Source organism: Trichocoleus sp. ST-U1, from assembly GCF_039961835.1.
Taxonomy (GTDB): Bacteria; Cyanobacteriota; Cyanobacteriia; order Cyanobacteriales; family FACHB-T130; genus FACHB-T130.
The window spans coordinates 49,312-72,908 of record NZ_JAMPJZ010000006.1; the positions used below are offsets into that span (position 1 = coordinate 49,312).

21 protein-coding genes are annotated in these 23,597 nt (G+C 45.8%); 15 read left to right on the forward strand and 6 right to left on the reverse strand.

All coding sequences use genetic code 11. From position 1 onward, the window contains the following. The first annotated feature begins 22 nt into the window (after positions 1-22). The 3 genes from NDA06_RS04130 to NDA06_RS04140 all read left to right on the forward strand — a co-directional run bounded on the left by NDA06_RS04130 (position 23) and on the right by NDA06_RS04140 (position 4,136). Positions 23-1,939 carry an AAA family ATPase gene (locus tag NDA06_RS04130; protein WP_190986070.1) on the forward strand — a complete coding sequence of 639 codons (1,917 nt, stop codon included), beginning with the start codon at positions 23-25 and terminating at the stop codon, positions 1,937-1,939. Positions 1,940-2,034: 95 nt separating this feature from the next. Further along, complete coding sequence (locus NDA06_RS04135) at positions 2,035-2,679, forward strand: Uma2 family endonuclease (RefSeq protein WP_190985575.1); 645 nt, start codon at positions 2,035-2,037, stop codon at positions 2,677-2,679. A gap of 8 nt (positions 2,680-2,687) precedes the next feature. Further along, positions 2,688-4,136: a DUF1802 family protein gene (locus NDA06_RS04140; protein ID WP_190985576.1), complete on the forward strand. Its 1,449-nt coding sequence runs from the start codon at positions 2,688-2,690 to the stop codon at positions 4,134-4,136. A gap of 6 nt (positions 4,137-4,142) precedes the next feature. On the opposite strand, the gene NDA06_RS04145 is transcribed toward NDA06_RS04140, so the two are convergent. After that, positions 4,143-4,787, reverse strand: a complete 645-nt coding sequence (locus NDA06_RS04145; protein ID WP_190985577.1) for a hypothetical protein — start codon at positions 4,785-4,787, stop codon at positions 4,143-4,145. A gap of 433 nt (positions 4,788-5,220) precedes the next feature. On the opposite strand from NDA06_RS04145, the gene NDA06_RS04150 reads away from it, so the two are divergent. The 3 genes from NDA06_RS04150 (at position 5,221) to NDA06_RS04160 (ending at position 9,418) form a co-directional block, all read left to right on the forward strand. Further along, a complete protein-coding gene (locus tag NDA06_RS04150) occupies positions 5,221-5,646 on the forward strand; it encodes a DUF4278 domain-containing protein (RefSeq protein WP_190427430.1) in 426 nt (141 codons plus the stop codon). 448 nt (positions 5,647-6,094) lie between these two features. Then, positions 6,095-8,704: a bifunctional aconitate hydratase 2/2-methylisocitrate dehydratase gene (gene acnB, locus NDA06_RS04155; RefSeq protein WP_190985578.1), complete on the forward strand. Its 2,610-nt coding sequence runs from the start codon at positions 6,095-6,097 to the stop codon at positions 8,702-8,704. Between the two features lie 66 nt (positions 8,705-8,770). Then, positions 8,771-9,418 (forward strand): Uma2 family endonuclease, encoded by a 648-nt coding sequence (locus NDA06_RS04160; protein ID WP_190985579.1) that lies wholly within the window; start codon positions 8,771-8,773, stop codon positions 9,416-9,418. A 420-nt stretch (positions 9,419-9,838) separates the two neighbouring features. Here NDA06_RS04160 and NDA06_RS04165 read toward each other — a convergent pair whose 3' ends face one another. Then, positions 9,839-10,168, reverse strand: a complete 330-nt coding sequence (locus NDA06_RS04165; RefSeq protein ID WP_190413787.1) for a phosphomannose isomerase type II C-terminal cupin domain — start codon at positions 10,166-10,168, stop codon at positions 9,839-9,841. Positions 10,169-10,445: 277 nt separating this feature from the next. Here NDA06_RS04165 and NDA06_RS04170 point away from each other — a divergent pair, with 277 nt between their 5' ends. Together NDA06_RS04170 and NDA06_RS04175 are read left to right on the forward strand one after the other, a co-directional pair. Continuing rightward, complete coding sequence (locus NDA06_RS04170) at positions 10,446-10,877, forward strand: nuclear transport factor 2 family protein (RefSeq protein WP_190985580.1); 432 nt, start codon at positions 10,446-10,448, stop codon at positions 10,875-10,877. Between the two features lie 161 nt (positions 10,878-11,038). After that, positions 11,039-11,257: a hypothetical protein gene (locus NDA06_RS04175; RefSeq protein WP_190413665.1), complete on the forward strand. Its 219-nt coding sequence runs from the start codon at positions 11,039-11,041 to the stop codon at positions 11,255-11,257. Positions 11,258-11,708: 451 nt separating this feature from the next. Here the strand turns inward: NDA06_RS04175 and NDA06_RS04180 are convergent, their stop codons facing one another. After that, entirely contained in the window at positions 11,709-12,242 is a 534-nt protein-coding gene (locus tag NDA06_RS04180; protein WP_190985581.1) for a hypothetical protein, read from the reverse strand. A 95-nt stretch (positions 12,243-12,337) separates the two neighbouring features. Between NDA06_RS04180 and NDA06_RS04185 the strand changes: the two genes are divergently transcribed. Next, positions 12,338-12,571 carry a Nif11-like leader peptide family natural product precursor gene (locus NDA06_RS04185; protein WP_190528204.1) on the forward strand — a complete coding sequence of 78 codons (234 nt, stop codon included), beginning with the start codon at positions 12,338-12,340 and terminating at the stop codon, positions 12,569-12,571. Positions 12,572-12,813: 242 nt separating this feature from the next. Here NDA06_RS04185 and NDA06_RS04190 read toward each other — a convergent pair whose 3' ends face one another. After that, complete coding sequence (locus tag NDA06_RS04190) at positions 12,814-13,698, reverse strand: tetratricopeptide repeat protein (protein ID WP_347276127.1); 885 nt, start codon at positions 13,696-13,698, stop codon at positions 12,814-12,816. A 320-nt stretch (positions 13,699-14,018) separates the two neighbouring features. On the opposite strand from NDA06_RS04190, the gene NDA06_RS04195 reads away from it, so the two are divergent. The 3 genes from NDA06_RS04195 (at position 14,019) to NDA06_RS04205 (ending at position 17,744) form a co-directional block, all read left to right on the forward strand. After that, entirely contained in the window at positions 14,019-15,605 is a 1,587-nt protein-coding gene (locus NDA06_RS04195; RefSeq protein WP_190985582.1) for an efflux RND transporter periplasmic adaptor subunit, read from the forward strand. An 81-nt stretch (positions 15,606-15,686) separates the two neighbouring features. Next, positions 15,687-16,904, forward strand: a complete 1,218-nt coding sequence (locus NDA06_RS04200) for an ABC transporter permease (RefSeq protein ID WP_190536971.1) — start codon at positions 15,687-15,689, stop codon at positions 16,902-16,904. A 75-nt stretch (positions 16,905-16,979) separates the two neighbouring features. Next, positions 16,980-17,744 (forward strand): ABC transporter ATP-binding protein, encoded by a 765-nt coding sequence (locus tag NDA06_RS04205; protein ID WP_190434062.1) that lies wholly within the window; start codon positions 16,980-16,982, stop codon positions 17,742-17,744. Positions 17,745-17,850: 106 nt separating this feature from the next. On the opposite strand, the gene NDA06_RS04210 is transcribed toward NDA06_RS04205, so the two are convergent. After that, the gene (locus NDA06_RS04210) at positions 17,851-18,372 is read right to left on the reverse strand and encodes an orange carotenoid protein N-terminal domain-containing protein (RefSeq protein WP_190683219.1); all 522 of its coding nucleotides are present in this window, start codon (positions 18,370-18,372) and stop codon (positions 17,851-17,853) included. Between the two features lie 207 nt (positions 18,373-18,579). Between NDA06_RS04210 and NDA06_RS04215 the strand changes: the two genes are divergently transcribed. Together NDA06_RS04215 and aspS are read left to right on the forward strand one after the other, a co-directional pair. Further along, complete coding sequence (locus tag NDA06_RS04215) at positions 18,580-18,885, forward strand: hypothetical protein (protein ID WP_190985583.1); 306 nt, start codon at positions 18,580-18,582, stop codon at positions 18,883-18,885. Positions 18,886-19,258: 373 nt separating this feature from the next. Next, a complete protein-coding gene (gene aspS / locus NDA06_RS04220) occupies positions 19,259-21,064 on the forward strand; it encodes an aspartate--tRNA ligase (protein WP_190985601.1) in 1,806 nt (601 codons plus the stop codon). Between the two features lie 147 nt (positions 21,065-21,211). Here the strand turns inward: aspS and NDA06_RS04225 are convergent, their stop codons facing one another. Further along, positions 21,212-21,514 (reverse strand): Dabb family protein, encoded by a 303-nt coding sequence (locus tag NDA06_RS04225; RefSeq protein WP_199324059.1) that lies wholly within the window; start codon positions 21,512-21,514, stop codon positions 21,212-21,214. A 382-nt stretch (positions 21,515-21,896) separates the two neighbouring features. Between NDA06_RS04225 and NDA06_RS04230 the strand changes: the two genes are divergently transcribed. Next, the gene (locus NDA06_RS04230; protein WP_190985584.1) at positions 21,897-23,546 is read left to right on the forward strand and encodes an alpha/beta hydrolase; all 1,650 of its coding nucleotides are present in this window, start codon (positions 21,897-21,899) and stop codon (positions 23,544-23,546) included. Positions 23,547-23,597: the final 51 nt, after the last annotated feature.

The window sequence follows — 23,597 nt, forward strand, 5'->3', positions numbered from 1 at the left end:
TCGTTACCTCACACAATAAGCCATGACTAACTCTTCTGTTTCCTCCACTGAAGACCTTAACGCTGCTCTTTTGAGTCAAAACCCGTTTGCTAAGCCTCCTAATCTTAATGCCACTGATGTTTGGGGTAAGAGTTTCAGTGATGTTGAAACTCTTAATGCCCATGCTTCTAATGCAGTTTTTCAGGCACTTGAGCAAATTAGTGCTGGTCAATACTCAACAACTTCAATAGTCATCTCTGCTCAGGACGGAACGGGTAAAACTCACATTGTTAGCCGTATCCGCCATCGTCTACAAGTTCAGGGTGGTGGATTGTTTGTCTACGCTGGCAAATATGGTGATCTTTCCCAAATTAGGCAAGGATTTCAACGAATCTTAGCCGAAAGCCTTGGGAAGATTGGCTCTCAAGAGGTGACACAATGGCAGGAACTAGCAACAGAAATGACTAATCATGCTTTAAAAGCTGTCAAACCAAACCCTAAATTTTTTTCTCCTAAACAATTAGTTGAACGATTTAAGACTAGCAAGCCCCCTCAAGTCAAGAAGTTTGTAAAGGATTTAACAAAAGCCTTTCCGAAAGCTAAAGATATTAACGATCCTGATATTGTCAAAGCGATTTTCTGGACACTTTCAGATGAAGAATCACTTTATGCAACCAAATGGTTAGAGGGTCAAGAACTAGCTCAACAGAAATCTATTGAATTAGAATTACCTACCCAACGTCAATCTTTTGATGCAGTTCTGCAAATTCTAGATTTGATTAGTGAATACAAGGAACTCGTTATTTGTTTTGATGAGTTAGATACGCCTGAGGCCTACGATGCTATTAGTGGTTTGCACATAAGCCAAATTGTTGCTGGCTTAATCAAAGATATGTTGCAAAACCTCAGTCGTGGCCTGATTTTGAGTGTAATGATGCCTAATCAGTGGAGGGATAAAGTAAAGCAGCTACCTGGTGGGGTTTATAATAAGGTTTCTGCTCAGGGAAATCCTATTGAATTAAACTACATGGACGGAGAATCTATTGTTGAATTAGTTACTTTGTCCTTAAAAAATTATTACGAAGTACGAAACTTAGTTCCTTCTGATCCACTTTATCCATTTACGGAAAGCCAACTCCGCAACCTTGGCAAAGAAAAACCGACCATTAGAGAGGTTTTACATTGGTGCAAAAAGAACTGTCATCCTCCGATTGTAGGTCAGGTTGTAAAAGAAGACGATCCAGTCGAAACTGCTTTTACAAAAGAGCTTGAGCAAGAGCCAGAAAATTACTTGGATGATAATTTCCAACTTGCTGATGCTCTTTTATTTGGCTTTCAGACATTCATTGGACAAACAGTAGAAAGAGTAACCATTGAAGAGGTTACAGATAAAGTCTGTAAAAATAAAACTGACAAGCACCTCAATTTCAAGATAATTGGCAAAGAAAACGGACAACCTGTAAGAATTGGCGTTGCAGTTCTTCAGTATGCTGGTGGTGTCTCATTATCAACAGGTTTGGGCAAGCTGAATGACTATAAAAAATTTGATTTGACTAGAGGTTGTTTAGTTCGTTCCAGGGCTAAGAAAATGACTAAACCTATGGAATCGAAGTATCTTGAACCTCTAATCAGAGAAAAAGGTGGAGAATTTGTGGAACTCAAAGAAGATGAGATAAAACCTCTAATAGCTATTCGTGCTGTTCATCAAAAGCGAGAGGTGGACTATAAGTTAAGTGAGGCTGAAATTATTAAGTTCATCACTGAGAAAGGGGCTGAAAAAATGCTAGGTGCTAGTAACCCTTTGCTTAAAGAGATTCTCAGCGATCCATCTTATGAGGTGCCTACGGATATGATTGAAGAAGAACCCATAGTTTCAGAGGAATCTATGACGGCTGATGTATCTGAATCAGACAACATGGAAGAGGGAATCAACACCTTGCTCAGCAAAATTAATGTTTGACTTCCGCATCACCTGATAATAAATATATTTTGAAAAAGTCAGTAGAGTATCCATCTGACCTTTTCAAGATATGTCTAATCAAAACAGAGAAATCTATGAGTACCATGCGGACAAAACTACCGACTGATACTTGGGTTGTAGCTACATGGGATGAATTTATCCAAACCATTGAAGATCCAGCTTATCAAAAAGCTAAAGGCTACTACTACAATGGACGAATGAGGGTTGAAACTATGTCAGTAGGTCCCGATCATGCAAAAGATAACGGGATTATTGCTATTGCTGTCACCTTATTCGCCGCTCTCAAAAACATCCCACTGAATTGCTTGGATAACTGTAGCTACCGGAAAACAGGTGTTCGAGAGTGCCAACCTGATGTATCTTATTACATCGGAGAAAAAGCGCAAATGGTACCAATAGGAACGGCGATCGCTAATCTTGACATTACTCCACCGCCAGATATAGCTATTGAAATTTCTGACAGTACCCTAGCTGATGATAAAGGCGAAAAACGCTTGCTTTATGAAGATATAAAAGTGGCGGAATATTGGATAGTTGATGTGCAACAAGCCGAAATAATTGCTTTTGAAATAATCTCTAGTGGGGGTAGTAGAAGAATTACCCAATCTCAAATATTACCAGGTTTAGAGATGGCAATATTAGAAGAGACTTTACGGCGCAGCCGTCAAATGGCACACTCTCAAGTTGTGGCTTGGTTATTAACTCAATTTCAACCATAAGATGAAGTATGTCGCCAGTCACTTCCGTCAGCATTGATACTGCTTTAAGACTACCAGCGCCAGACATTGAAGCGTTAATTCAAGGGAGAGCGATCGCAGCTACGCCTCGGACATTCATTGATCCGGGGCGACAATTTGCCCTCTATCCTGCTGATGCTTCGATTAACTTGCTACCAACCAATCAACAATATCGCCCGAATTTTTTGTCTATTGCTCAAACTGTATGTTCTCAGTTAAAGCCTGAAACAGTCACAATTAAAGCTTGGGCTAAGTGCGAATTGTGCCAAATTATAGATAATTCTGAAGCGTTAGAAGCTTTATCGAGGTTGACAATTTGGACAGAAGAAGCATTGCAGCAAATTCTATCTCAACGTCCTTTTATTTTTCTGGCATATTTGCGAGTCTATCCGCTAACTCAGCCGATTGAAGTTCCAGTAAATCCCAAGGGTAATTTCGTTTCTTTACCGAATCCCCTGACTGTTACAGAATCTTCGCCTGTATTGAGCGATCGCCTCTTCTCCCAACGCCGATACCAGCTAGAAAATCGACTACCGCCATCGCATCCAGAATTGGAAGAGTTGCAGAATGCGATCGCTCAGATGTCTATCACTGATCCAGCATCTGAGAAATTAAATCACTATATCAAAACATTTTTAGGTTGGGCAAACGAACAACCTATCCAACAGCTTGATCCAGACCTTTCTTGGATTAGTACAATCAATGCTTTGGGCACTGCTACGACTGGCGGTAATTACGAAAAAGGCACAGCTTTTGAACAAATCGTCCATAAAAGCCTAGCTTTTTTAGGCTTTGGTGTTGACCCCAATGCTAAAGGCGGTGCAGGTGGTATGGACTTGTACTGTATAAAGCCTTATCCGTTAGTAGGAGAATGCAAAGCAGGTAAGAGTATCCCTGATGGTACAGTTGAAGAATTAATCAGAATTGGGACAAGACATCTGGGTGCAGATGGTTTTCAAGTAGCTGTTAAGTTAATTATTGGTCCTGGTCAACCGACACCTAATCTTCAAAAATCAGCCGAAAAGTTTGCTTTTGGAATCAGCATCATTAATCCTATGACTTTACAAAAGCTAGTTCAATTACAAGCTAAATTTCCTGGCTCAGTCAACCCAATTGAGCTAAAACCGTATTTAGTGCCTGGACAAATTGACTATAGGATCGATGAATATATTCAAAAAGTTGAAAGTAGTATTCGTCTGCGATCGCATCTAGTCCAGCTTGTAAAAAATTACCTGCAAAACACAGGTTTAGATAATGCTGGTGTTGAAGCTTTACATGGCGCATATTTTGGCTCCCATCCTCCTCAGCCATTAAAAACTGAGGAAATGCACGATATTTTGATTGAGCTTTCCTCACCTTTAACGGGATACTTGGGGCGAATTAAGGGGAGTGATGGGAGCGATCGCTTCTATTTCCTCCGTGACTTGCCAGCCGCATAAGTCTTATCAGCCAGGACAATTGCAGGTATTAGTTGTATAGCATCTTTGGCGACTTCCTCTCTTCTTTCCGTTTCTGTCGTAACAGTCTCCATCGTCCCGACATTCTAATTTTTCCTCACAAATGGTATCGCGGGGAAAAACTCCGACATCTTTTACAGAAACTTCGGCTGTAAAATTGCCTTGTTCAATGATTCTTTCTCCTTCTTTAATTTCATACTCAAACTTATTTTCGCCTTCCAAAACTGCAAAAGTACGAGTTTGATGGCTATTTCCCAAACTCAAATCAACGCCTTGAGAATATTGCCCTTCACTGTAACCTCTGCTCGTGTAGGGATAAGGATTACTCTTCATGCCCTGAGTCACGTTTCGGATTGTCACTTTCCTTTTAGGTGCGGGTGGAGTTGATTTGGAAACAAACTGAGCTTTTCTGGTGCCCGGATTCATCACAGTTCCCGGACATTGCCCGACATATTCAACTCGCTTAAATTGAATTTCATTGACATCGAAATTATTGCCGTTACTTACCAGGAACTCCGCCCCGTTTGCATTCGCCCGATTCACAAAAACCACAACCAGCACGAAAGCCGCAATGATTAGAAAGGCAGTTCTTTTGATTACAATCTGTAACGCGGAAAAGCTTTTGAGTTTCATAATTTTTCTTGGCACTACTAAAACAGACTTCTTTATCCTTCCTAGGAGGTAGATAAGGTTTAATACTTCCGATAGAAGATTATCGAATATTTTTAGTGTCGTTGATTAACCATTGATTGTTTCCCGATTTGTACAGCGGCTTGTCGCTTCTCCCAGCAACTGAATCAGGTCAAGCAGTTAGCCTCAGCCGCCGAGGAAGTAAGTTGGACGACTTCCTGGCGATCGCTCAAAAAATTTTCTTAAAATCTCTTAAAAATTGACACTTTAAAAGGAAAAATGTAAAAATAGATACAGAAATAAATTAGCTAGTTCACCACTGACTGAGTATTCATAGCCGTCAGTGGCTCTGGGGAATAAAAGTAGAGCGCGATCGCGAAGCAGCGTGCCTTGCTTAGTAACAAATACTCAGGAAACTCAATCGGAGGCGAAACTTATGAAACTCTCTTATCGCGGCGTCAGCTACGAAAAAACTTCACCCACGCTGGAAGTAACCGAAAGCGAGATTGTGGGGAAGTATCGGGGACAGACTTACAACGTTGCATATCCCAGACATATTGCAGTTCCCGATGCAATTGTTAACTTGAACTACCGGGGAGTCCCCTACTTCATCGGCAAAACCGGCACGACTAGGGATGCTCTAGAGAGGCAAATCTCATGTGAAGGGATGGCATCTCTAGGCGATCGGAAATTGCCAACCGATACAAGTCGGCGAAAAGTGTTGGATAACGCCGCTAAAAGTCACTTAGCGAATATCCACCGCAGCTTGGAACATCGGATACAAGTCGCTAAAGCCAAAGGTGACGAAAATCTAATTCGCCTTCTAGAAGCAGAGTCGAAGCAACTGACATTGTGCCTCTAGGAGTTTCCAGAATATCTGGCTGTGCTTGCGGTTGAGTCAGCAGTAATTGCTGACTCAACCGTAAAGAGTGAAGGAGCGCACTCCTCCCCCTTTAGGTGTAAAATCTTATCTAAGCACGAAATCTTCAAAGCTGAAGACGACGGATTCCTGGTTTATAAAGCTACGTGGGCGATAGAGAGCGATCGCCCTTTTTTTATGGGAATGTATCCTGCCAGATCAACCGTTACGGGTAAGGGTAGTTGCAGCGAATCCTACAAATTTTATTCCATTTTTTCACAATAATTAATAAAGTTGATCTGCGACTTAAGCAGTAGCGCCATACCTTGTGTTGACTTCTAACTATCGAGGGCAAAAGCGTGTGAATCGCATCCTCCCGATTGAGAACACAAAAGCGATGTGATAAAAGCGCTACCGCCCCCAAATTTTGCTGAGATTAGGAGACTTGAAAATGCTTGAATCTTATCGTCAACACGTCGCTGAGAGGGCGGCACTCGGAATTCCACCACTGCCGTTGGATGCCCAGCAGACTTCTCAATTGTGCGACTTGTTGAAAAATCCTCCAGCGGGTGAAGAAGAGACGTTGTTGGAATTGCTGCGCGATCGCATTCCTCCAGGCGTCGATCCGGCTGCTTACGTGAAAGCTGGCTTTCTCACCGCTGTCGCCAAAGGCGAAACCATCAGCCCTTTAGTGACTCCTATCTATGCAGTAGAACTGCTGGGAACAATGGTAGGCGGCTACAACGTGCAATCGTTGATAGATTTACTCAAATCTGACGATGAATTGGCATCAGCCGCCGCAACAGCTTTAAGCAAAATCATGCTGGTTTATGATGCCTTCCACGATGTCTTGGAATTGTCCGAGACGAATTCCTATGCCAAGCAAGTCATTGACGCTTGGGCGGCGGCGGAGTGGTTTACCAGTCGCCCCACCTTGCCAGAAGCGATTACCGTCACCGTCTTCAAGGTACCGGGAGAGACGAACACCGACGATTTATCTCCCGCAACCCACGCCACAACCCGCCCGGATATTCCCTTGCACGCCTTGGCGATGCTGGAATCTAGGCAACCGGGAAGTTTGGAAACGATTGTCGAGTTGAAGAAAAAAGGGCATCCCGTAGCGTATGTAGGGGATGTCGTAGGAACGGGTTCCTCCCGGAAATCTGCGATTAACTCCGTTTTGTGGCACATCGGGCACGATATCCCCTTCGTACCGAACAAGCGGGCTGGGGGATATGTATTAGGGAGTGCGATCGCGCCGATTTTCTTCAACACCGCCGAAGATGCCGGTGCATTACCCATCCAGTGCGATGTCACCCAGATGGAAACCGGCATGGTAATCACCATTCATCCCTACAAAGGTGAAATTACCAACGAATCTGGCGAAGTGATATCCACCTTCAGCCTCAAACCCGATACCATCACCGACGAAGTACGCGCAGGCGGACGAATTCCCCTCCTGATTGGACGCACCCTCACCGATAAAACCAGAATTGCCCTCGGATTAGTAGAACCCAGCCCAATCTTCATCCGTCCTCGACCGCCCATCGATACCGGCAAGGGATTTACTCTAGCGCAGAAGATGGTCGGGAAAGCTTGCGGACTCAATGGTGTGCGTCCCGGCACTTCCTGCGAACCGCTGATGACAACGGTTGGTTCTCAGGATACCACTGGCCCTATGACCCGCGACGAGTTGAAAGAACTCGCCTGTCTCGGCTTCAGTGCAGATTTGGTGATGCAGAGTTTCTGCCACACCGCCGCTTATCCGAAGCCCGTTGACATCAAAACCCACCACGAACTGCCCGATTTCTTTGCCTCTCGCAGTGGCGTCGCCTTACGTCCTGGCGATGGCATTATCCATTCTTGGCTAAACCGGATGTTGCTACCCGATACCGTAGGAACGGGCGGCGACTCCCACACCCGCTTCCCCTTGGGAATTTCCTTCCCCGCAGGTTCCGGCTTAGTTGCCTTTGCAGCAGCTTTAGGGGTAATGCCTTTGGATATGCCAGAATCCGTCTTAGTGCGGTTCAAAGGCGAGTTGCAACCCGGTGTGACGCTGCGGGATATCGTGAACGCAATTCCCTACGTGGCAATTCAAAAAGGTTTGCTAACAGCAGAGAAGCAGAACAAGAAAAACATCTTTTCCGGGCGAATCATGGAAATTGAAGGCTTGCCAAATTTAAAAGTCGAGCAAGCTTTTGAACTTACCGATGCGAGTGCTGAACGTTCTTGTGCAGGCTGCACAATTAAGTTAAGTATCGAGACAGTTTCTGAATATCTGCGTTCCAACGTAGCGCTGATGAAAAATATGGTAGCGCGGGGTTATCAAGATGCCCGTACCATCATGCGCCGCGTGGCAAAAATGGAAGAATGGTTGGCAAATCCCGCATTAATGGAAGCCGATTCAGATGCAGAATATGCGGAAATTATCGAGATTGACTTGAACGAAATCAAGGAACCAATCGTCGCCGCACCCAATGACCCAGATAATGTTAAGTTGCTGTCCGAGGTTCAGAATGACCCCGTACAAGAAGTATTCGTCGGTTCTTGTATGACGAATATTGGTCATTATCGCGCCACTGCGAAAGTGTTGGAAGGCGAAGCAGCAGTTAAAACTCGCCTCTGGATTTGTCCCCCAACCCGAATGGATGAACACCAACTCAAGGAAGAAGGTGTTTATAGCGTATTTGATGCCGCAGGTGCGCGTACAGAAATGCCGGGATGTAGTCTCTGCATGGGAAATCAGGCGCGTGTGGATGACGGTACAACCGTATTTTCAACTTCCACTCGCAACTTCAATAATCGCATGGGCAAAGATGCGCGAGTGTATCTCGGTTCTGCTGAATTAGCAGCCGTTTGTGCGATGTTGGGTCGCATTCCCACAGTGCAAGAATACATGGAGATAGTGGCGAAGAAGATTCATCCTTTTGCAGGTGATTTGTATCGCTATCTCAACTTCGACCAAATCGCTAATTTTGAGGATGAAGGTCGCGTAATTTCCCTGGAAGATATGCCTAAGATTGAGGATATTTTGGGTATTCCCTCTGGTGCGTTGCGCTAGTCGATAATTAAAGTAGGGTGGGCATTCCCCACCTTACTTTCCTAATAGTGAAGATGAGGCTTAAAGATGCTGTTGGAATTAAAGCGATTTAATATCCCGCCTGGTCATAAAGTTTTTCTAGAAGATATAACCTGGAAAGAATTTGAAACCATTTTAGAAGAGTTAGGCGAACATCGGGCGTCAAGAGTAGCCTATGACAATGGAATATTAGAAATCATGACACCCTTGTCAGAGCATGAAACCAATAAACTGTTTATCAGCAACTTTATTGAAATTATTCTAGAAGAAATAGATATTGATTTTTATCCTCTTGGTTCTACTACTTTTAAAAACCGGGATATGCTGAAAGGGATAGAACCCGATAACTGTTTTTATATTCAAAATGAAGCAGCAGTACGAGGAAAAGAAAAATTAGACTTATCCATCGACCCACCTCCAGATTTAGCCTTAGAGATAGATATAACTTCTCGCACTCATCCGAGTATTTATGAAGCATTAGGAGTGCCTGAGCTTTGGCGATTTGAAAAAGGGAAGTTACAAATTAATATATTACGAGACGGTAAGTATATCGAGTCAGATTTTAGTCTGATTTTTCCTAATTTACCACTGGCTCATGTAATTCCCCAATATTTAAGTCAGGTAAAAGCTATTGGTAGGAATAAGACAATAAGAGCTTTTAGAACTTGGATACGAGAACAAATTACAGTATCGTAAAATTTCAGGTTTTACTTTAATTAAATACTTGACTTTTTCAAAAATTAAATTCCCAGAATTTCGTTAAAATGAATGCCCCAAATTTAATAGATTTTGGCTATCTTTACTAGGGCAGGACGGCAGGGCTAGATCAAATCAAGTTACGATTTGTGATAGACCTTTTGGTTTATAGGAGGGATTCCACTCTTGTCAAGCTGCAATTGCAAGGTTTATAGGAGGGATTCCACTCTTGTCAAGCTGCAATTGCAAGGGTAATGTTCATCCAGATTTTTCGTCAATTTTAAAGAACCTTCAAGAAGTATTTCTATATTTCTGTGTTTGTATAAAACCCCTAGCCCCTTCCCTTATAGAGAATAGGCTAGGGGTTCGCTCTTGTATTTGATTCAAGTGAGAACCACGATATCCTTTGATTTTGCGATGTTAGGTTTCCGCGTCGTCGAAACGGATGATGTCATCCTCTCCCAGATATTCTCCATTTTGGACTTCAATCATCACGAGAGGAATACACCCTGGATTTTCAACCCGGTGAGCTGTAGACATCGGCACGTAGGTTGACTGTTTTTGAATTAAGGTTGTCTCTTTACCATCACAAATCACTTTGGCGGTGCCAGATACAACGATCCAGTGTTCGCTTCGGTGATAGTGCATTTGGGTACTAATGTGATGACCTGGGTTGAGTTCAATGCGATTAATCCGGTAGCGTTGCCCTTCTTCTAAAACAGTGACTGTGCCCCAAGGTCGTATCCGCATTGTGTCACTATCTTCAGGTAAGGGCAGAATCGAAGCCTGCCCCTCATTTTGGTTGCTATTCATCCCTGCTTGTCTCCGAAGATTCGCATCTCAATTTTGCCGCATTTTTGAAAGTTCCTCTGTACTAATTATCGGTGGGACAATATATCGAGGGTGCTAGTAGCTGGTAGCGGCATCCGAAGCGTGCAAGCAGGCATCCTGCGGTTCCGATGAGATTTCTACGGCTTCTCTCCGCTTGTTTTTGCCACAATTGATTTAGTTGCAGCAGCTTACAAACATGGCACAAACACAACAAAGCACGATGGAAACTGCCCAGCGTGCATTTGGGCACTTCACTCAGGGGATGGGAACCGGCAAGTGGGAACCGTTTTTGGAAATGCTTGCGGATGACTTTAGCTTCTGGTTTCCAGTGGGGCAATATCAGGGGGAAAATGTCGGTAAAGCACGGGCAGCTGCTTTCTTTAAGTATGCGTCTGAAGCTTTCAACAATGAGCTGGTGGTGACGCCATCTAGCGTCACCAGTAACGAGACGACCGTTGTGTTCGAGATTCGCTCTCAAGGGCATCTGCGGGGGAAGCCTTATCAGAACCGAGGGGCGATCGCTTTCGATGTTCGTGGCGACAAGATTTGTCGTTACCGCGAGTATCTTTCGGTTGTGGTTCAGCCCAAAGTAGAATCGCACCCAGAACAGTCTCCGTCGCAGGGCTAGTTGTGTGATTTATATCACTCAGCAATTAGCTGCTCATCACCTTTACTTAAACCCGCGATCGCACGATTATCTAGGGTATCGTCACATTTTTTACAGTGGTTAATCACTTAGTAAACCGGGCAAAAGCGTGATATTAGAAGTATCGAGTTAATGTCCGTAAGATGCCTGTTCAAATCTGCCCTCTCGACTCTGCGATCGCTGAACTATTTGCTCAAGCTACCTACACTGGTAGCATTACCCTGGCTGACCGATATGGGCTGATGGCTGCACTGTTGGAAGATGCAATCAGCGAAGAAGACAAGCGAGCAATTGATCGGCTACTTTACGCTGTCCGCAAGAACCGGCTGAAAGTTGTAGATGAAATTTCTGCCCTAATCTAAATAGTGCCGCTGATTAAAAATTTCTATTACTTTATTGTTGAATCTTTTAGTATTTTGCTGCGCTTTGATTCTACAAATATACAACATTGAATATTTAGAGTAACCATTAAGTTTTACCAAAATTTTTTATGACCTAAAAATAAATATTATAAAAATAATAATTTGATATTTTTCCTATAAATCTCCTGCTAATTAAATCCATAGTAATCCTATTGGATTTGCGAGATGCTACCCTTCATATCCCCAGCTTCTCTAAGAAGTTGAGGTCTCATAATTCACGAATTATTTAGGACGGCTATAGCCGTTATCGTACTCTAGTTTGTGCTTTTCATCTACCAATCAAAATAATTACTAAGTATTATTAATATAAATTCCTGGCATTAAGATGTGAATACGCTGCCATAATTCATCTACTCACATACTTTTACCTTTCAAGAACTGCCGCTAAATTTTAATCACTTTGAGGTTTTAATTCCCAATTAAGAAGCCGGGGAATCTGCGACAAGTGTACGCCGTAATTAAAAATCCAAAGGACGATTTCCAGCACTAATAATCTCTGTATCCAGATTGTCCCACTCTCACAATTCAGAAGCGTCAATCCACTATATAATTGCCAAACGCGATAAGGAAGGTATAAGCAAGGAACCATCACGAACGTACAGGATTGAAACCGTCTCGTTGTCACGCTTTCGGATAAAATTTGTAACCCCAAAATGACAAAGTACGGCACCAGTACCTGAAATACGCTGGGATGATTCCACCATATGCCCCACAGAACCATTGCTACTAGGGGAAGCGCCACTCCCACTAGCAGTACAACAAATAACCACGCTCTAAACCAAGGCGGCAGTGGTTGAGGAATCGTGAAGGGAGGTGAATGTCTCCAAAGCCAACCCGCAAAGATAAGAAAAGACGTAACAATTACTAGGAAAAGGAGGTTTTCTAAAAGAATATTCAGGTTGGTAGATGCGGCTGTCTGTAACATAGGATTAAAAAAGAATTTCAGCAGTATAGCGCACGATTAAAATGGCTATAGTGCATGAACTAAAAAAGACACAGTAGAGTAGGGGGATTGTCAAAATGTCTAAAGAAAGTGCCTGTCAATTTCTGGAAGCTGCTACCTACGATCCAGGTTTACGCGAAAAATTCCAAGAAGTAGCTAGTCCAGAGGAATTCGTAAAAGTTGCTCGTGAATTAGGCTACGCCTTGACCACTGAAGAATTGAAGGATGTCGTCAAAGAACATAGTGAAGGTGTCATCTTGAGAAGGCAGACAGGCGTTTGGCCTTGGCTGCGGAGGGTTAACTGGATTTAGTGTATTGTCGCAGAGATGCTCCTAAGCGCGATCGCACTGTGGAAGTAAAACAGCGAAGCAATCGGGCATTCACAGTAAACAGCAAGCTGTTGACCCTCTCGATGCATTTGGCGTAGATCGTACACCCTATCTAGTGTCTGTGGGTTTGCCCTGAGCTTCTATGCCTTTACGTTTAAAACTACCCGCAAAAAAATAAAGGACGAAGGATAAAATCTTATCCTTCGTCCTTTATTCTTCATGCTTCACTCAGGGGCGTTTTGCGGTTGTCGAGGTTCGTTGTCATTTTGGGCAATTGTTTCCTGAATTCTGGGAGTTAACAGGAACTTTTTCGTTTCTGTGAGTAAGCGATCGCCCCAAAGATTTTCTTGGAGAAATTTTACGTCGGCGTAGCGACTGTCTAACCGAATCGCAGCCTCTCCCAAAGACAAACCCTGTTCGCGATCGCCCTTCGCATACAGCGCCACCGCCATCGCCAACCGGGGTTCTGCCGCCTCCTTATCGAGAGAGCTAGCGGAACGCCACTCACTAAGCGCCCCATCTATATCGCCCATTTCGTACTTAACTAGCCCAATATTATTAATTGCAGGCCAGAATTTCTTTTCCTTAGCAACCGCCTTTTGGTACTGAGCGATCGCATCTGGAAACCGTTTCAGTTTGTAATAGGCATTGCCTAAATCAAACAAAGCTTCCGGGACATCGGGTTTGATCTTTAACCCAGCTTGCAAAACACTAACAGCTTCCTGATACTTTTCCTGCTGAAAGTGCCCGCTTCCCAGAGCAAATAGAATCCCTGGTTCGTTGGGTTGAAGGGTTCTCGCCCGTTGCAAGGCATCAATGGCATTATTTACCTCCTGCGCTTGCAAAAACAAACTCCCCAGTAAAAACCAGGTTTGATAACTGGTGGGAGCCAGCTGAGTCGCCAATCGCGCTCTGGGCAATGCTAGATCGTATTGTTGGAATCGCGCTAGCTGAGCCGCATCTTGTGCTAGGTTCAAGCCCTGCTGCTCTAGCTCTTTTGACTCCATTTGTAGCGTATAGGGCACAAGCGCTTGCCCAGAGGCGGGGAGAGCAACGCTCCCTAAACCAAGGAAAACAAGAAGCGGGAATATCGAAAAACGTTTAGGCACGGTGCAGCCTCAAAGAAATAATGCGAAGAGAAGAAATGTTCAGCAACCTTACCAATAATTTAACTGACCGTAGCAGAAATCGAGAGCAAAGCCACACGTCAATTTGGGGATCGCTATAACGGATTGACGGGAAACACTAAACAAGGTTCGATCCGTCAGGAAGTTCAAACTCGCTAAAATAGGGAAACAATAAGCAACTTGCTGTAGATAAATGCAGTTGAGTGTGACTCCTTGGTGCTAAAGCTGAATCCCATCGTCATTAAAAATACCCTCATTGAGCAGTCTGTTCATTCGTACTACCGGACTTAAAAACTACGCGAATGCAACTTCCACTAATAAGCAAAGTCAAGAACCCTTCTCGGTGGGTCATTGGGCTGATAGCGTCTAGCATCTTGGTAGTTGGCTCTACCACTTATTTCATCATGGGTCGGGCAACGCCCAAACTAGACATCGAGAGCCTGACCGTACCTGTTAAATCGCAAACCTTGAAAGTACGGATTATCGCTAGCGGTACCGTCGTGCCCGTTCAAAGCGTCAATCTCAGCCCTCCAACATCTGGGCGTTTGGCAAAGTTATACGTCGAGCAGGGAGATAGAGTCCAGCAAGGGCAAAAAATCGCCCAAATGGAGAATTCCCAGCTTCAGGCTCAATTCTTTCAAGCCAAAGCCAATCTGGAGCAAGCTCAAGCCAAACTGCAACAAGCTCAAGCTGGGAGCCGTCCTGAAGAAATCAATCAGGCAAAAGCCCGTCTAGAGCAAGCGAAAGCTCGTTTAGCCGCGGCGCGGGTGGGTCGTCCCGAAGAAATTTCCCAATTCAAAGCTCGTCTGGAGCAAGCCGAAGCGAATCTAGCATCGGTACAAATTGGTCGTCCTGAAGAAATTGCCCAGACTGAAGCTCAAATCTCTGCCGCCGAAGCGCGGGTAGAATTGGCACAAAAACGAGCCAATCGCAATCAACAGCTCGCTTCTCAAGGAGCCATTTCTAAAGACCAGTTGGATGAGGTGCTGACAGAGTACCGCAATGCCAGCGCCAACCTGAGAGAAGCCCAACGACGGTTGGAGCAACTCAAAAACCGCACTAGCCAAGAAATCCAGCAGCGTCAAGCGGCAGTAGCAGAAGCGCGATCTGCCTTACAGCAAAGCCAAAAGGGTGGTCGCAGCGAGGAAATTTCTCAGCGAGAAGCGGATGTCGCAGAAGCGCAGGCGGCTCTACGACAGTTAGAAAATGGGACGCGCCGAGAGGAGATTGCTGGGTTAAAAGCAGCCGCTGACGCCGCCAGAGCTTCGATGCAGGCGGTGCAAGTCCAGCTCTCTGACACGGTAATCATCGCTCCCTTTTCGGGGATTGTGACGCAGAAATACGCCACAGAAGGCGCTTTCGTCACTCCCACAACTTCTGCTTCGACTACGGCTTCCGCCACTTCAACTTCGATTGTTGCCATTGCCAGAGATTTAGAAATTCTGGCGAAAGTCCCAGAGGTTGATGTTGGGCAAATTACCCAAGGACAGCCGGTTGAGATTGTGGCAGATGCCTATCCCGACCAAGTGTTTAAAGGCAAGGTCAAGCTGATTGCGCCGGAAGCGGTGGTCGAGCAAAATGTCACGTCTTTTCAGGTGCGGGTCGCTCTGGAAACGGGTAAGGAACAACTGCGGTCGGGAATGAATGTTGACCTGACTTTTTTGGGGAAACCTGCGACTAATGCCTTGGTCGTTCCCACCGTGGCAATTGTCACCGAGAAAGGAAAGACGGGTGTGTTAGTCCCTAATGAAGAGAACAAACCCCAGTTTAAAGCGGTGACGATTGGCCCATCGATTGAAAACCAAACGCAGATTTTAGATGGTATCAACGAAGGCGATCGCGTATTCATCGATTTGCCCAAAGATAGCAAACCTAAGCCAGAGGAATAAGGAGAGTTGGTAATCGGGAATCGGTAATTGGTCATGGTTCTGATTCCCCATTACCGATTACTCGATTACCCATTATTAAATATGGATATTGTAGAAAGCGTCAAAATGGCTGCCACGACCCTAGTGGCAAACAAACTGCGTAGCAGTCTCACCATGCTCGGCATTATGATTGGCAATGCCTCGGTGATTGCGATGGTGGGAATTGGACAAGGAGCGCAAAGGTTAGCCGCCGAACAGTTTGAGTCGTTGGGGCCAAACGTGCTGTTTGTGGTTCCTGGTTCCCAGAAAACTCGGAATACGACCTTTGAGGTACCGAAAACGCTAGTTCTTGAAGATGCCAGAGCGATCGCGTCTCAGGTGCCTTCCATCCAAGATGTCGCTCCCCAGATCAATTCCAGACAATTAGTTACCTACCGCAGCAAAAATACGACTACATTGATTCTCGGTACAACGCCAGAGTATCTCTCAGCGAGAAGTTTTGATGTGGATCGAGGACGATTTATTACCGATCTTGATATTAAGCGGAGTAATCAAATTGTCATCCTGGGGTCAGAATTAGCAGATAAATTATTTGACAATCAAGATCCGATCGGGCAACAACTGCGGATTAAAAATATCAGCTTTCAAATTGTTGGCGTGATGAAACCCAAAGGTTCGGCGCTGGGAGATAATCCGGATGAAGCAGCTTATTTACCCATCACTACCCTAGCGAATCGGATTGTGGGAAATACGTCTCCCTATGGTCTTGAAGTGACAGCTATCTCTATTTCTGCCAAAGATGAAAATAGCATTGGAGCCGCTCAATTTCAGGTAGCCAATCTGCTGCGGTTGCGGCACAAAATCAACGGTGAAGATGACTTTACCGTTCGCAGTCAAAAAGACCTTTTGGGCATTGTAAACACGATTACCAGTGGTTTGACATTCATGTTAGCTGCGATCGCGGCAATTTCCCTGTTTGTCGGTGGCATTGGCGTCATGAATATTATGCTCGTCTCCGTCACCGAACGCACCCAAGAAATCGGGCTTCGCAAGGCGATTGGCGCACGGGAGCAAGATATCCTGATTCAATTCATCATCGAAGCAGTAATTCTCTCAGCGGCGGGTGGCTTATTAGGGACTCTGATTGGCGTTGGCGGGATCTCGCTCGTCAGCGCTTTCACCCCTCTGAAAGCTGGCATTTCACCCGTGGCAATTGTTATTGCTGTCAGTGTTTCTGGCGGGATTGGGCTATTCTTTGGCGTCGTCCCGGCGCGACGAGCCGCTAAACTCGATCCAATTGTGGCTTTGCGGAGTGCTTAAAATGCACGAACAATGTTTAGGATTCCTCGTTCCTCGCTAAAGCTTTTGAACAATTAGCCATTATTCCATCCTTCAATGAGCAATCAACAACTCACTCCTGAGTCCTCAGCCCTCAATCCTTCAAAAAAACCTGTCGTCATTCGTATAGAGGATGTCACCAAGGTTTACGGCGTCGGCGATACAGAAGTTCGCGCCCTGGCTGGTGTGAGCTTAATTGTAGAGGAGGGCGAATATTGCGCGATTATGGGGGCGTCTGGATCGGGCAAATCCACTGCGATGAATATTATTGGTTGTCTTGACCGACCCACTGACGGACGATATTACTTAGATAACGTAGATGTGTCCTCTCTAGAAGATGCTGACTTAGCGGGAATTCGCAATCGGAAGATTGGTTTTGTGTTTCAACAATTCCATCTCTTGCCACAACTAACAGCGTTAGAAAATGTCATGCTACCGATGGTTTATGCGGGTATTCCGAGTGCTGAAAGACGCCAGAGAGCAACCGTTGCTCTGACTCGCGTTGGTTTAGAGCATCGACTGAATAATCGACCGAATCAACTATCTGGGGGACAACAGCAGCGGGTCGCGATCGCGCGTGCGATTGTCAACAAACCCGTCTTGCTGCTTGCTGATGAACCCACTGGCGCACTGGATTCCAAAACGACCGAAGAAGTGATGGACATCTTCACAGAACTGAATACCAGCGGCATCACTGTGGTCATGGTTACGCACGAACCCGAAGTTGCTCGTCTCACCAAACGCATCGTCTGGTTCCGCGATGGACAAGTGCTGCATTCCCATTTGACCCCAGGCGATATTGGTAAAGTCGCCGTTTCTTAATTGCAAAAAGAGCGTTCAATTCCAAGAACGCTCTTCTTTTATGGCATTTCGGATCAAATCATGGGACGCACGGCTATACGCCCCTGCGATGGCATAAGGAAATAATTTACAGGCTGGCAGTCTTACCAGTTTCAGCTTGAGAGGGAATTGGCTTCACGTCCGTATAGCCCATGTTGCTAACGATTGTCCGGAACATGGAAATTTGTCCCTCAAAGTCAAGACCTTCAATTTGACCCATTAGGTCGTTAACGGGGTTATTTGCTTGGTAGTCCGAGGGCACATCTACGACCGTATCACCCATACCCTGCGCCCAAGCATACCAAACCATTAACTGATTATTCTCTTTCAAAGCCCCATAAGCATGGGAATATTCTGTGTTTTCGCGATTGACAATTTCTCGCATAATTGCCAACTGGCGATCGTCATCCAAATCAAAAAATTCTCCTAACAGCTTCGGAGCCAGTTCTGGATCGGTTGCAGTTGGGGCAGCGGGAGTAATCGAATCTCCCATCTTTTCATAAACGTAATAAAACCATGCTAGTTTGTCATCCGTGTTCAACGCTTCAAAAGCCTCAACCACTTTTTGAGTTTCACTGGAAAGAGCTTGAGATTTTTGGTTTGTATTCATAAATTTTATCCGACAGTGAGGTTAATATTTCCAAGAGTTGCAAACTTGGTGGGTTAAAATCGCCCTCCAAGAGAGAGAGTTTGACTCACTCGGTTTTGCAGATTGAGAGTTGGCTAAGGATCTATCTCAAGAGGGTCAGAGGAACGGGGATCGCTCCTTTAAAATCTAAATTGCAGATAAAAAAGTCTAAATAAATAGGAGTTACTTATGACTGAAGAAGTGAAACCCGATCCGAATCAAGCGACAACTCAAGATGCCCAGCTAGCTGCCGAACGCATGGTTGCAGGTGAAGAAGCAACGCAAAATGTCGATTTCGACGCTGACTACGCAGCATCAAAAGAATTTAGCGTTAGTGAAGTTGACCAGAGTGGTGCTGGTGCCCAAGCGGCTGAAGCTGCAACAGGTGCTGCCCGGAAAATGCCCCAGCCAACAGAGATGAAATCCTCACCAGAGGCTCATAGCAATCCGGACGACTTCCGGGAAATGGCGAAGGATGTCAATCCTAGAGCTTAAGAAAAAAACAGCCAATAAAAGCGATAAATCGTGGAAAAAGCGATAGGACTGGGTAAACCAGGGAAGTAAAGCCGTATTCACTAAAAAAAATCAGGATAGCGATCGCGTAGACGATGCCGCAATGATTCGGCTCTAGGCTAGTTTAGGGTCACTGCGACGTATCCCAATCGCTAAAAATGCAAAAATATGGCTCAACCAAGCGTTGGTTGAGCTTTAGTTATTTTGGTACCAATGTCAGGAATTGTTAGGGGTTCGGTAGGTTCAGCCCCTAGCAGTTTGAACAGAATTACAAAGAATGCAGGATAATGGGCAAAGCTTTCACATTTTGTTACCTTTAAATCCCAATCTTTCAGCAAGCATTCGATCGGCAACCATGCGAACCCATTACTGCGGCGAACCTAGAAGCGAACATATTGGACAAACTGTCACCTTGTGTGGATGGGTAGACCGTCGCCGCGACCACGGGGGGGTGATATTTTTAGATTTGCGCGATCGCACTGGCATCGTTCAAATTATCAGCGACCCAGTGCGGACGCCTGACTCTTACGCAGAGGCGGCAAATCAGCGCAACGAATACGTCCTCAGAATTACAGGTCGAGTCAGCAAACGTCCCGAAGACTCGCTCAATCCTCGCCTCCCGACTGGCGAAATTGAAATTTACGCAGACAAAATTGAACTGCTCAATCAGGTATACAAGCAGCTGCCCTTCCAAGTAGGGGCGGGAGACACAGAATCCCTGCGCGAAGACTTGCGCCTGAAGTATCGCTATCTAGACTTAAGACGCGATCGCATGACTCGCAACCTCCAGTTGCGTCACCAAGTCGTCAAAGCCATCCGTCGCTACCTAGAAGATACCGAAAACTTCATCGAAATAGAAACGCCGATTCTCACCAAATCGACTCCCGAAGGCGCACGGGATTACCTCGTACCCAGCCGCGTCAATCCCAGCGAGTGGTATGCGCTTCCTCAGTCGCCGCAGCTATTTAAGCAAATGCTGATGGTATCCGGCTATGACCGCTATTACCAGATTGCTCGTTGCTTCCGAGATGAAGATTTACGCGCAGACAGACAGCCAGAATTTACTCAGTTAGATATGGAGATGAGCTTCATGTCTCAAGAAGAGATTCTCCAGCTCAACGAAAGTTTAGTTTGCCATATCTTCAAAACGGTCAAAGGCATCGACTTACCCCGCCCCTTCCCGCGCCTGACTTATGCAGACGCGATGGATCGCTACGGGTGCGATAAGCCAGACACCCGCTTTGGCTTAGAACTTGTCAACGTTTCCGATTTGCTGAAAGATTCTGGGTTTAAGGTATTTTCCGGCGCTGTCGCCTCTGGCGGTATCGTCAAAGTATTGCCCGTTCCTGGCGGAAACGACGCCTTCTCCAACGTGCGGATTAAACCAGGCGGTGACCTATTTAAAGAAGCTAGCGAAGCCGGTGCTAAGGGTCTTGCCTATATTCGCGTGCGAGATGACGGCGAACTCGACACCATTGGCGCGATTAAAGACAACCTCACCGAAGCGCAAAAACAAGAATTGCTAAGTCGCACAGGTGCAAAATCCGGTCATCTTTTGCTATTTGGTGCGGGCGATACGAATACGGTTAATAAAACCCTCGACAGATTGCGCCAGGTGATTGGTCGCGAATTGGGACTCATCGATCCTGACAAAAACAACCTGCTTTGGGTGACAGACTTCCCCATGTTTGAGTGGAATGCGGATGAGAAGCGCCTAGAAGCGCTGCATCATCCGTTTACGGCTCCCCATCCCGATGATTTGCACGACCTGAAGACGGCACGGGCGCAAGCTTATGACCTGATTCTCAATGGCGTGGAAGTTGGCGGTGGAAGTCGGCGGATTTACCAGCGCGAGGTTCAAGAGCAGGTGTTTGAAGCCATTGGCTTAGGGAAAGAGGAAGCGTATGCCAAGTTTGGATTTCTCCTAGAGGCATTTGAATATGGCACGCCTCCACACGGGGGGATTGCCTACGGTTTAGACCGCTTGGTGATGCTCTTAGCAGGAGAAGAATCGATTCGGGATGTGATTGCTTTCCCGAAAACGCAGCAGGCTCGTTGTTTATTGACCGATGCGCCCTCTGGTGTCGATGGAAAGCAGTTGAAGGAATTGCACGTTGCTTCGACATACAAGCCGAAATCCAGCGAAAAAGACAAGCAGTAACTCGCGCGATCGCGACAAAGGTTTAGAGGCGCACAATTCTCATTGTGCGCCTCTAAACGCTTGGAAAGTAAAACATGGAAAGTGAAACAGAGGCGTGAGGCAACGATCGCGATCTCTTCCCTATCTTCCCAATTTCTCCAAAGACTATTAAGCTTCAAAATCAAAGATGATGAAATCGTCTAAGCATTCTAATATCGCAGACTTCACTCGTTCGTGTTCCGGATGTGGCAGATAGAAATCGCGGGCATCTGCGCTCTCAAATGTCATCAAAAATCCGTGGTTGTAGCCCTGGTTCAGCCCCTCGTGACTAGAGTAGGCTCCCCCTGCATAGTAGGTAATGCCTGGAATTAATTGCTGAAGTTCACCCAGTTGGTTTAACAAATCTGCAATCTTTTCCGACGTTATTTCTGGTTTAAATTTGAGCAGAACCATGTGTTGAATCTGAGGCATTTGCTTAGGTTACTGATGGTAGAGTATCTAAAAGCTTAGCTGGGAACAGAAAGAACACACAGCCCGATGCGATCGCTCTCAATAAAATTCAGTCACAAGCGATCGCCCCTTAATCCTGCTTCTTTGGGTGCTTGCTGTCTTCAACAAATTCACTCGCAAGACCAAATGGTTCTCAATTATTCTGCTGCTTGTGAGCTGCTTGCTGCACTTGCTCTATGGTTGAAAGTCGCGGCTGTACAGACAAAGGCCACAACCTAACGTCAGACGCTTCGTGCCTGTGAAGAATAAATTGCACGGTATACATCTATAGGGGCGTACAGCCGTGCGCCCCTACAATAATTGCAAGCAGATAGCGAAAAAGCACAAGAAAGGAGAAATATTCATGCGATCGCGCTTGAGATGGCTGTTGTCAGTTATCAGCGTCCTCAGTGGTTGCGCCTACATCAGCAGCGCAACTCCTTCTGTACAAGCCGCTCAAACCATCGTGGTTCGGAAAGGCTCCTCTACTGAATCCATCAATATCGCGGATCTCCGCCAGCTTGCGGAAACGGGAACCACCCCATCGTCTTTGAGAAGTTTTGCAAGAAACCTGTCTTCGCAACAACGAAGCCAAATTCTGTCAGCGCTGAGGGCAAAACTTGATATTGATGTTGTGCAAGTGAGTCGGTTACTCGATACTCAAATTGGTAGCGCGATCGCATCTTCTTTGGCTAGTACAACATCGCGTCAGGATAATGTCGGAGTGCTAGATGTGCGATCGGGACTCGTATTAGGGGCTAGGGCACCAGAAGGACTGTCTTTACTCAGCTTTATCGAAGCTTATCCCCGTCAAACGCTTGATATAGACTTAAGTCGGGCGTTTAAAGTTGTCGAAAATTTTAACAGCGCTTTTTGGCAAACTCAGTGGTTTATGGCAGAGATTGCCCCCCAACTGACTGTCAAGCGCCCCCAACTTAATTTACCTTTCGATCCCACGCTACCGGGAACTGCAACTGTGCAGGTGCTGAACTTGAAACTCAATGATACCCAGCGCCGCCGGGAAATTCCCCTTGATGTTTACTGGTCGGAAGCGGCTTCTCCTGCCAAGCCGATGATTGTTCTATCGCATGGCTTAGGTTCGGTTCGCACTGATATGCGCTACCTGGCAGAGCATTTGGCATCCTATGGCTATGTAGTGGCAGCCTTAGAACATCCTGGGAGTAACGAAAGTCATGTGAAGCAGGTAGTTAGAGGCAAAGCTCCCTTATTGGATGCTCAGGAGTTTTTGAATCGTCCCAAGGATATCAGTTTTGTTATCGACGAACTAGAAAAGCTGAATCAAGCCGGGGAACTTCAGGGGAAACTGGCACCCGATCGCGTCATGGTAATCGGGTATTCTCTGGGGGGTAGTACAGCTTTATCGGTTGCGGGTGCCGAGTTGCAATTAGCGTCTTTAAAAGAGCGCTGTAAAGGGAATGTAATTTCCTTCAATCTTGGGGAAGCTTCCCAGTGTTTTGCGAGCGGACTTCCAGAAGACCGCTATCAACTGCGAGATCCCAGAGTCAAAGCAGCGATCGCGTTTAATCCCACCACGTCTTTGCTTTTTGGCGAAACGGGTTTAAGCGCTGTGCAAGTTCCTACTTTAATTGAAGCTGCTTCCGCTGATAAGACGACTCCCGCTTTAACCGAACAAATTATCGGCTTTTCTAAAATACCCAGCCCAAAATGGCTGGTGGGTGTGGTGGGAAGCACCCATTTAAGTGTGAAAGATCCTAGCACTACCCAAGATCAAGCGAGACAGCCGAATACACTTTACACGGGCGGGGAAATCGTCGGCGAACAAGCGGTTGCCATCCGTAGCTACATGAAAGCGATCGCGCTGGCAATGGCAGGACAACTCACCGATGATGCTGCCAAGTACGCAATTTTCCTCACCCCAGAATATGCTCAGTTGGCTTCAACCGATGCTTTCCCGATTCGTCTCGTCACTGAGATTCCACCGGAAGCACAAGCCGTGGTGGACGATTTTCTTGAGAATCAATCCAAGAGATAATTTCGCGCCAAGACGCAAAGACGCTAAGAATAACTTCTTTGCACCTTGGCT

Coding starts and splice junctions, on each gene's coding strand:
- NDA06_RS04130 (WP_190986070.1), top strand. CDS start 23: ATGACTAACTCTTCTGTTTCCTCCACTGAAGACCTTAACGCTGCTCTT.
- NDA06_RS04135 (WP_190985575.1), top strand. CDS start 2,035: ATGAGTACCATGCGGACAAAACTACCGACTGATACTTGGGTTGTAGCT.
- NDA06_RS04140 (WP_190985576.1), top strand. CDS start 2,688: ATGTCGCCAGTCACTTCCGTCAGCATTGATACTGCTTTAAGACTACCA.
- NDA06_RS04145 (WP_190985577.1), bottom strand. CDS start 4,787: ATGAAACTCAAAAGCTTTTCCGCGTTACAGATTGTAATCAAAAGAACT.
- NDA06_RS04150 (WP_190427430.1), top strand. CDS start 5,221: ATGAAACTCTCTTATCGCGGCGTCAGCTACGAAAAAACTTCACCCACG.
- acnB (WP_190985578.1), top strand. CDS start 6,095: ATGCTTGAATCTTATCGTCAACACGTCGCTGAGAGGGCGGCACTCGGA.
- NDA06_RS04160 (WP_190985579.1), top strand. CDS start 8,771: ATGCTGTTGGAATTAAAGCGATTTAATATCCCGCCTGGTCATAAAGTT.
- NDA06_RS04165 (WP_190413787.1), bottom strand. CDS start 10,168: ATGCGGATACGACCTTGGGGCACAGTCACTGTTTTAGAAGAAGGGCAA.
- NDA06_RS04170 (WP_190985580.1), top strand. CDS start 10,446: ATGGCACAAACACAACAAAGCACGATGGAAACTGCCCAGCGTGCATTT.
- NDA06_RS04175 (WP_190413665.1), top strand. CDS start 11,039: ATGCCTGTTCAAATCTGCCCTCTCGACTCTGCGATCGCTGAACTATTT.
- NDA06_RS04180 (WP_190985581.1), bottom strand. CDS start 12,242: ATGTTACAGACAGCCGCATCTACCAACCTGAATATTCTTTTAGAAAAC.
- NDA06_RS04185 (WP_190528204.1), top strand. CDS start 12,338: ATGTCTAAAGAAAGTGCCTGTCAATTTCTGGAAGCTGCTACCTACGAT.
- NDA06_RS04195 (WP_190985582.1), top strand. CDS start 14,019: ATGCAACTTCCACTAATAAGCAAAGTCAAGAACCCTTCTCGGTGGGTC.
- NDA06_RS04200 (WP_190536971.1), top strand. CDS start 15,687: ATGGATATTGTAGAAAGCGTCAAAATGGCTGCCACGACCCTAGTGGCA.
- NDA06_RS04205 (WP_190434062.1), top strand. CDS start 16,980: ATGAGCAATCAACAACTCACTCCTGAGTCCTCAGCCCTCAATCCTTCA.
- NDA06_RS04210 (WP_190683219.1), bottom strand. CDS start 18,372: ATGAATACAAACCAAAAATCTCAAGCTCTTTCCAGTGAAACTCAAAAA.
- NDA06_RS04215 (WP_190985583.1), top strand. CDS start 18,580: ATGACTGAAGAAGTGAAACCCGATCCGAATCAAGCGACAACTCAAGAT.
- aspS (WP_190985601.1), top strand. CDS start 19,259: ATGCGAACCCATTACTGCGGCGAACCTAGAAGCGAACATATTGGACAA.
- NDA06_RS04225 (WP_199324059.1), bottom strand. CDS start 21,514: ATGCCTCAGATTCAACACATGGTTCTGCTCAAATTTAAACCAGAAATA.
- NDA06_RS04230 (WP_190985584.1), top strand. CDS start 21,897: ATGCGATCGCGCTTGAGATGGCTGTTGTCAGTTATCAGCGTCCTCAGT.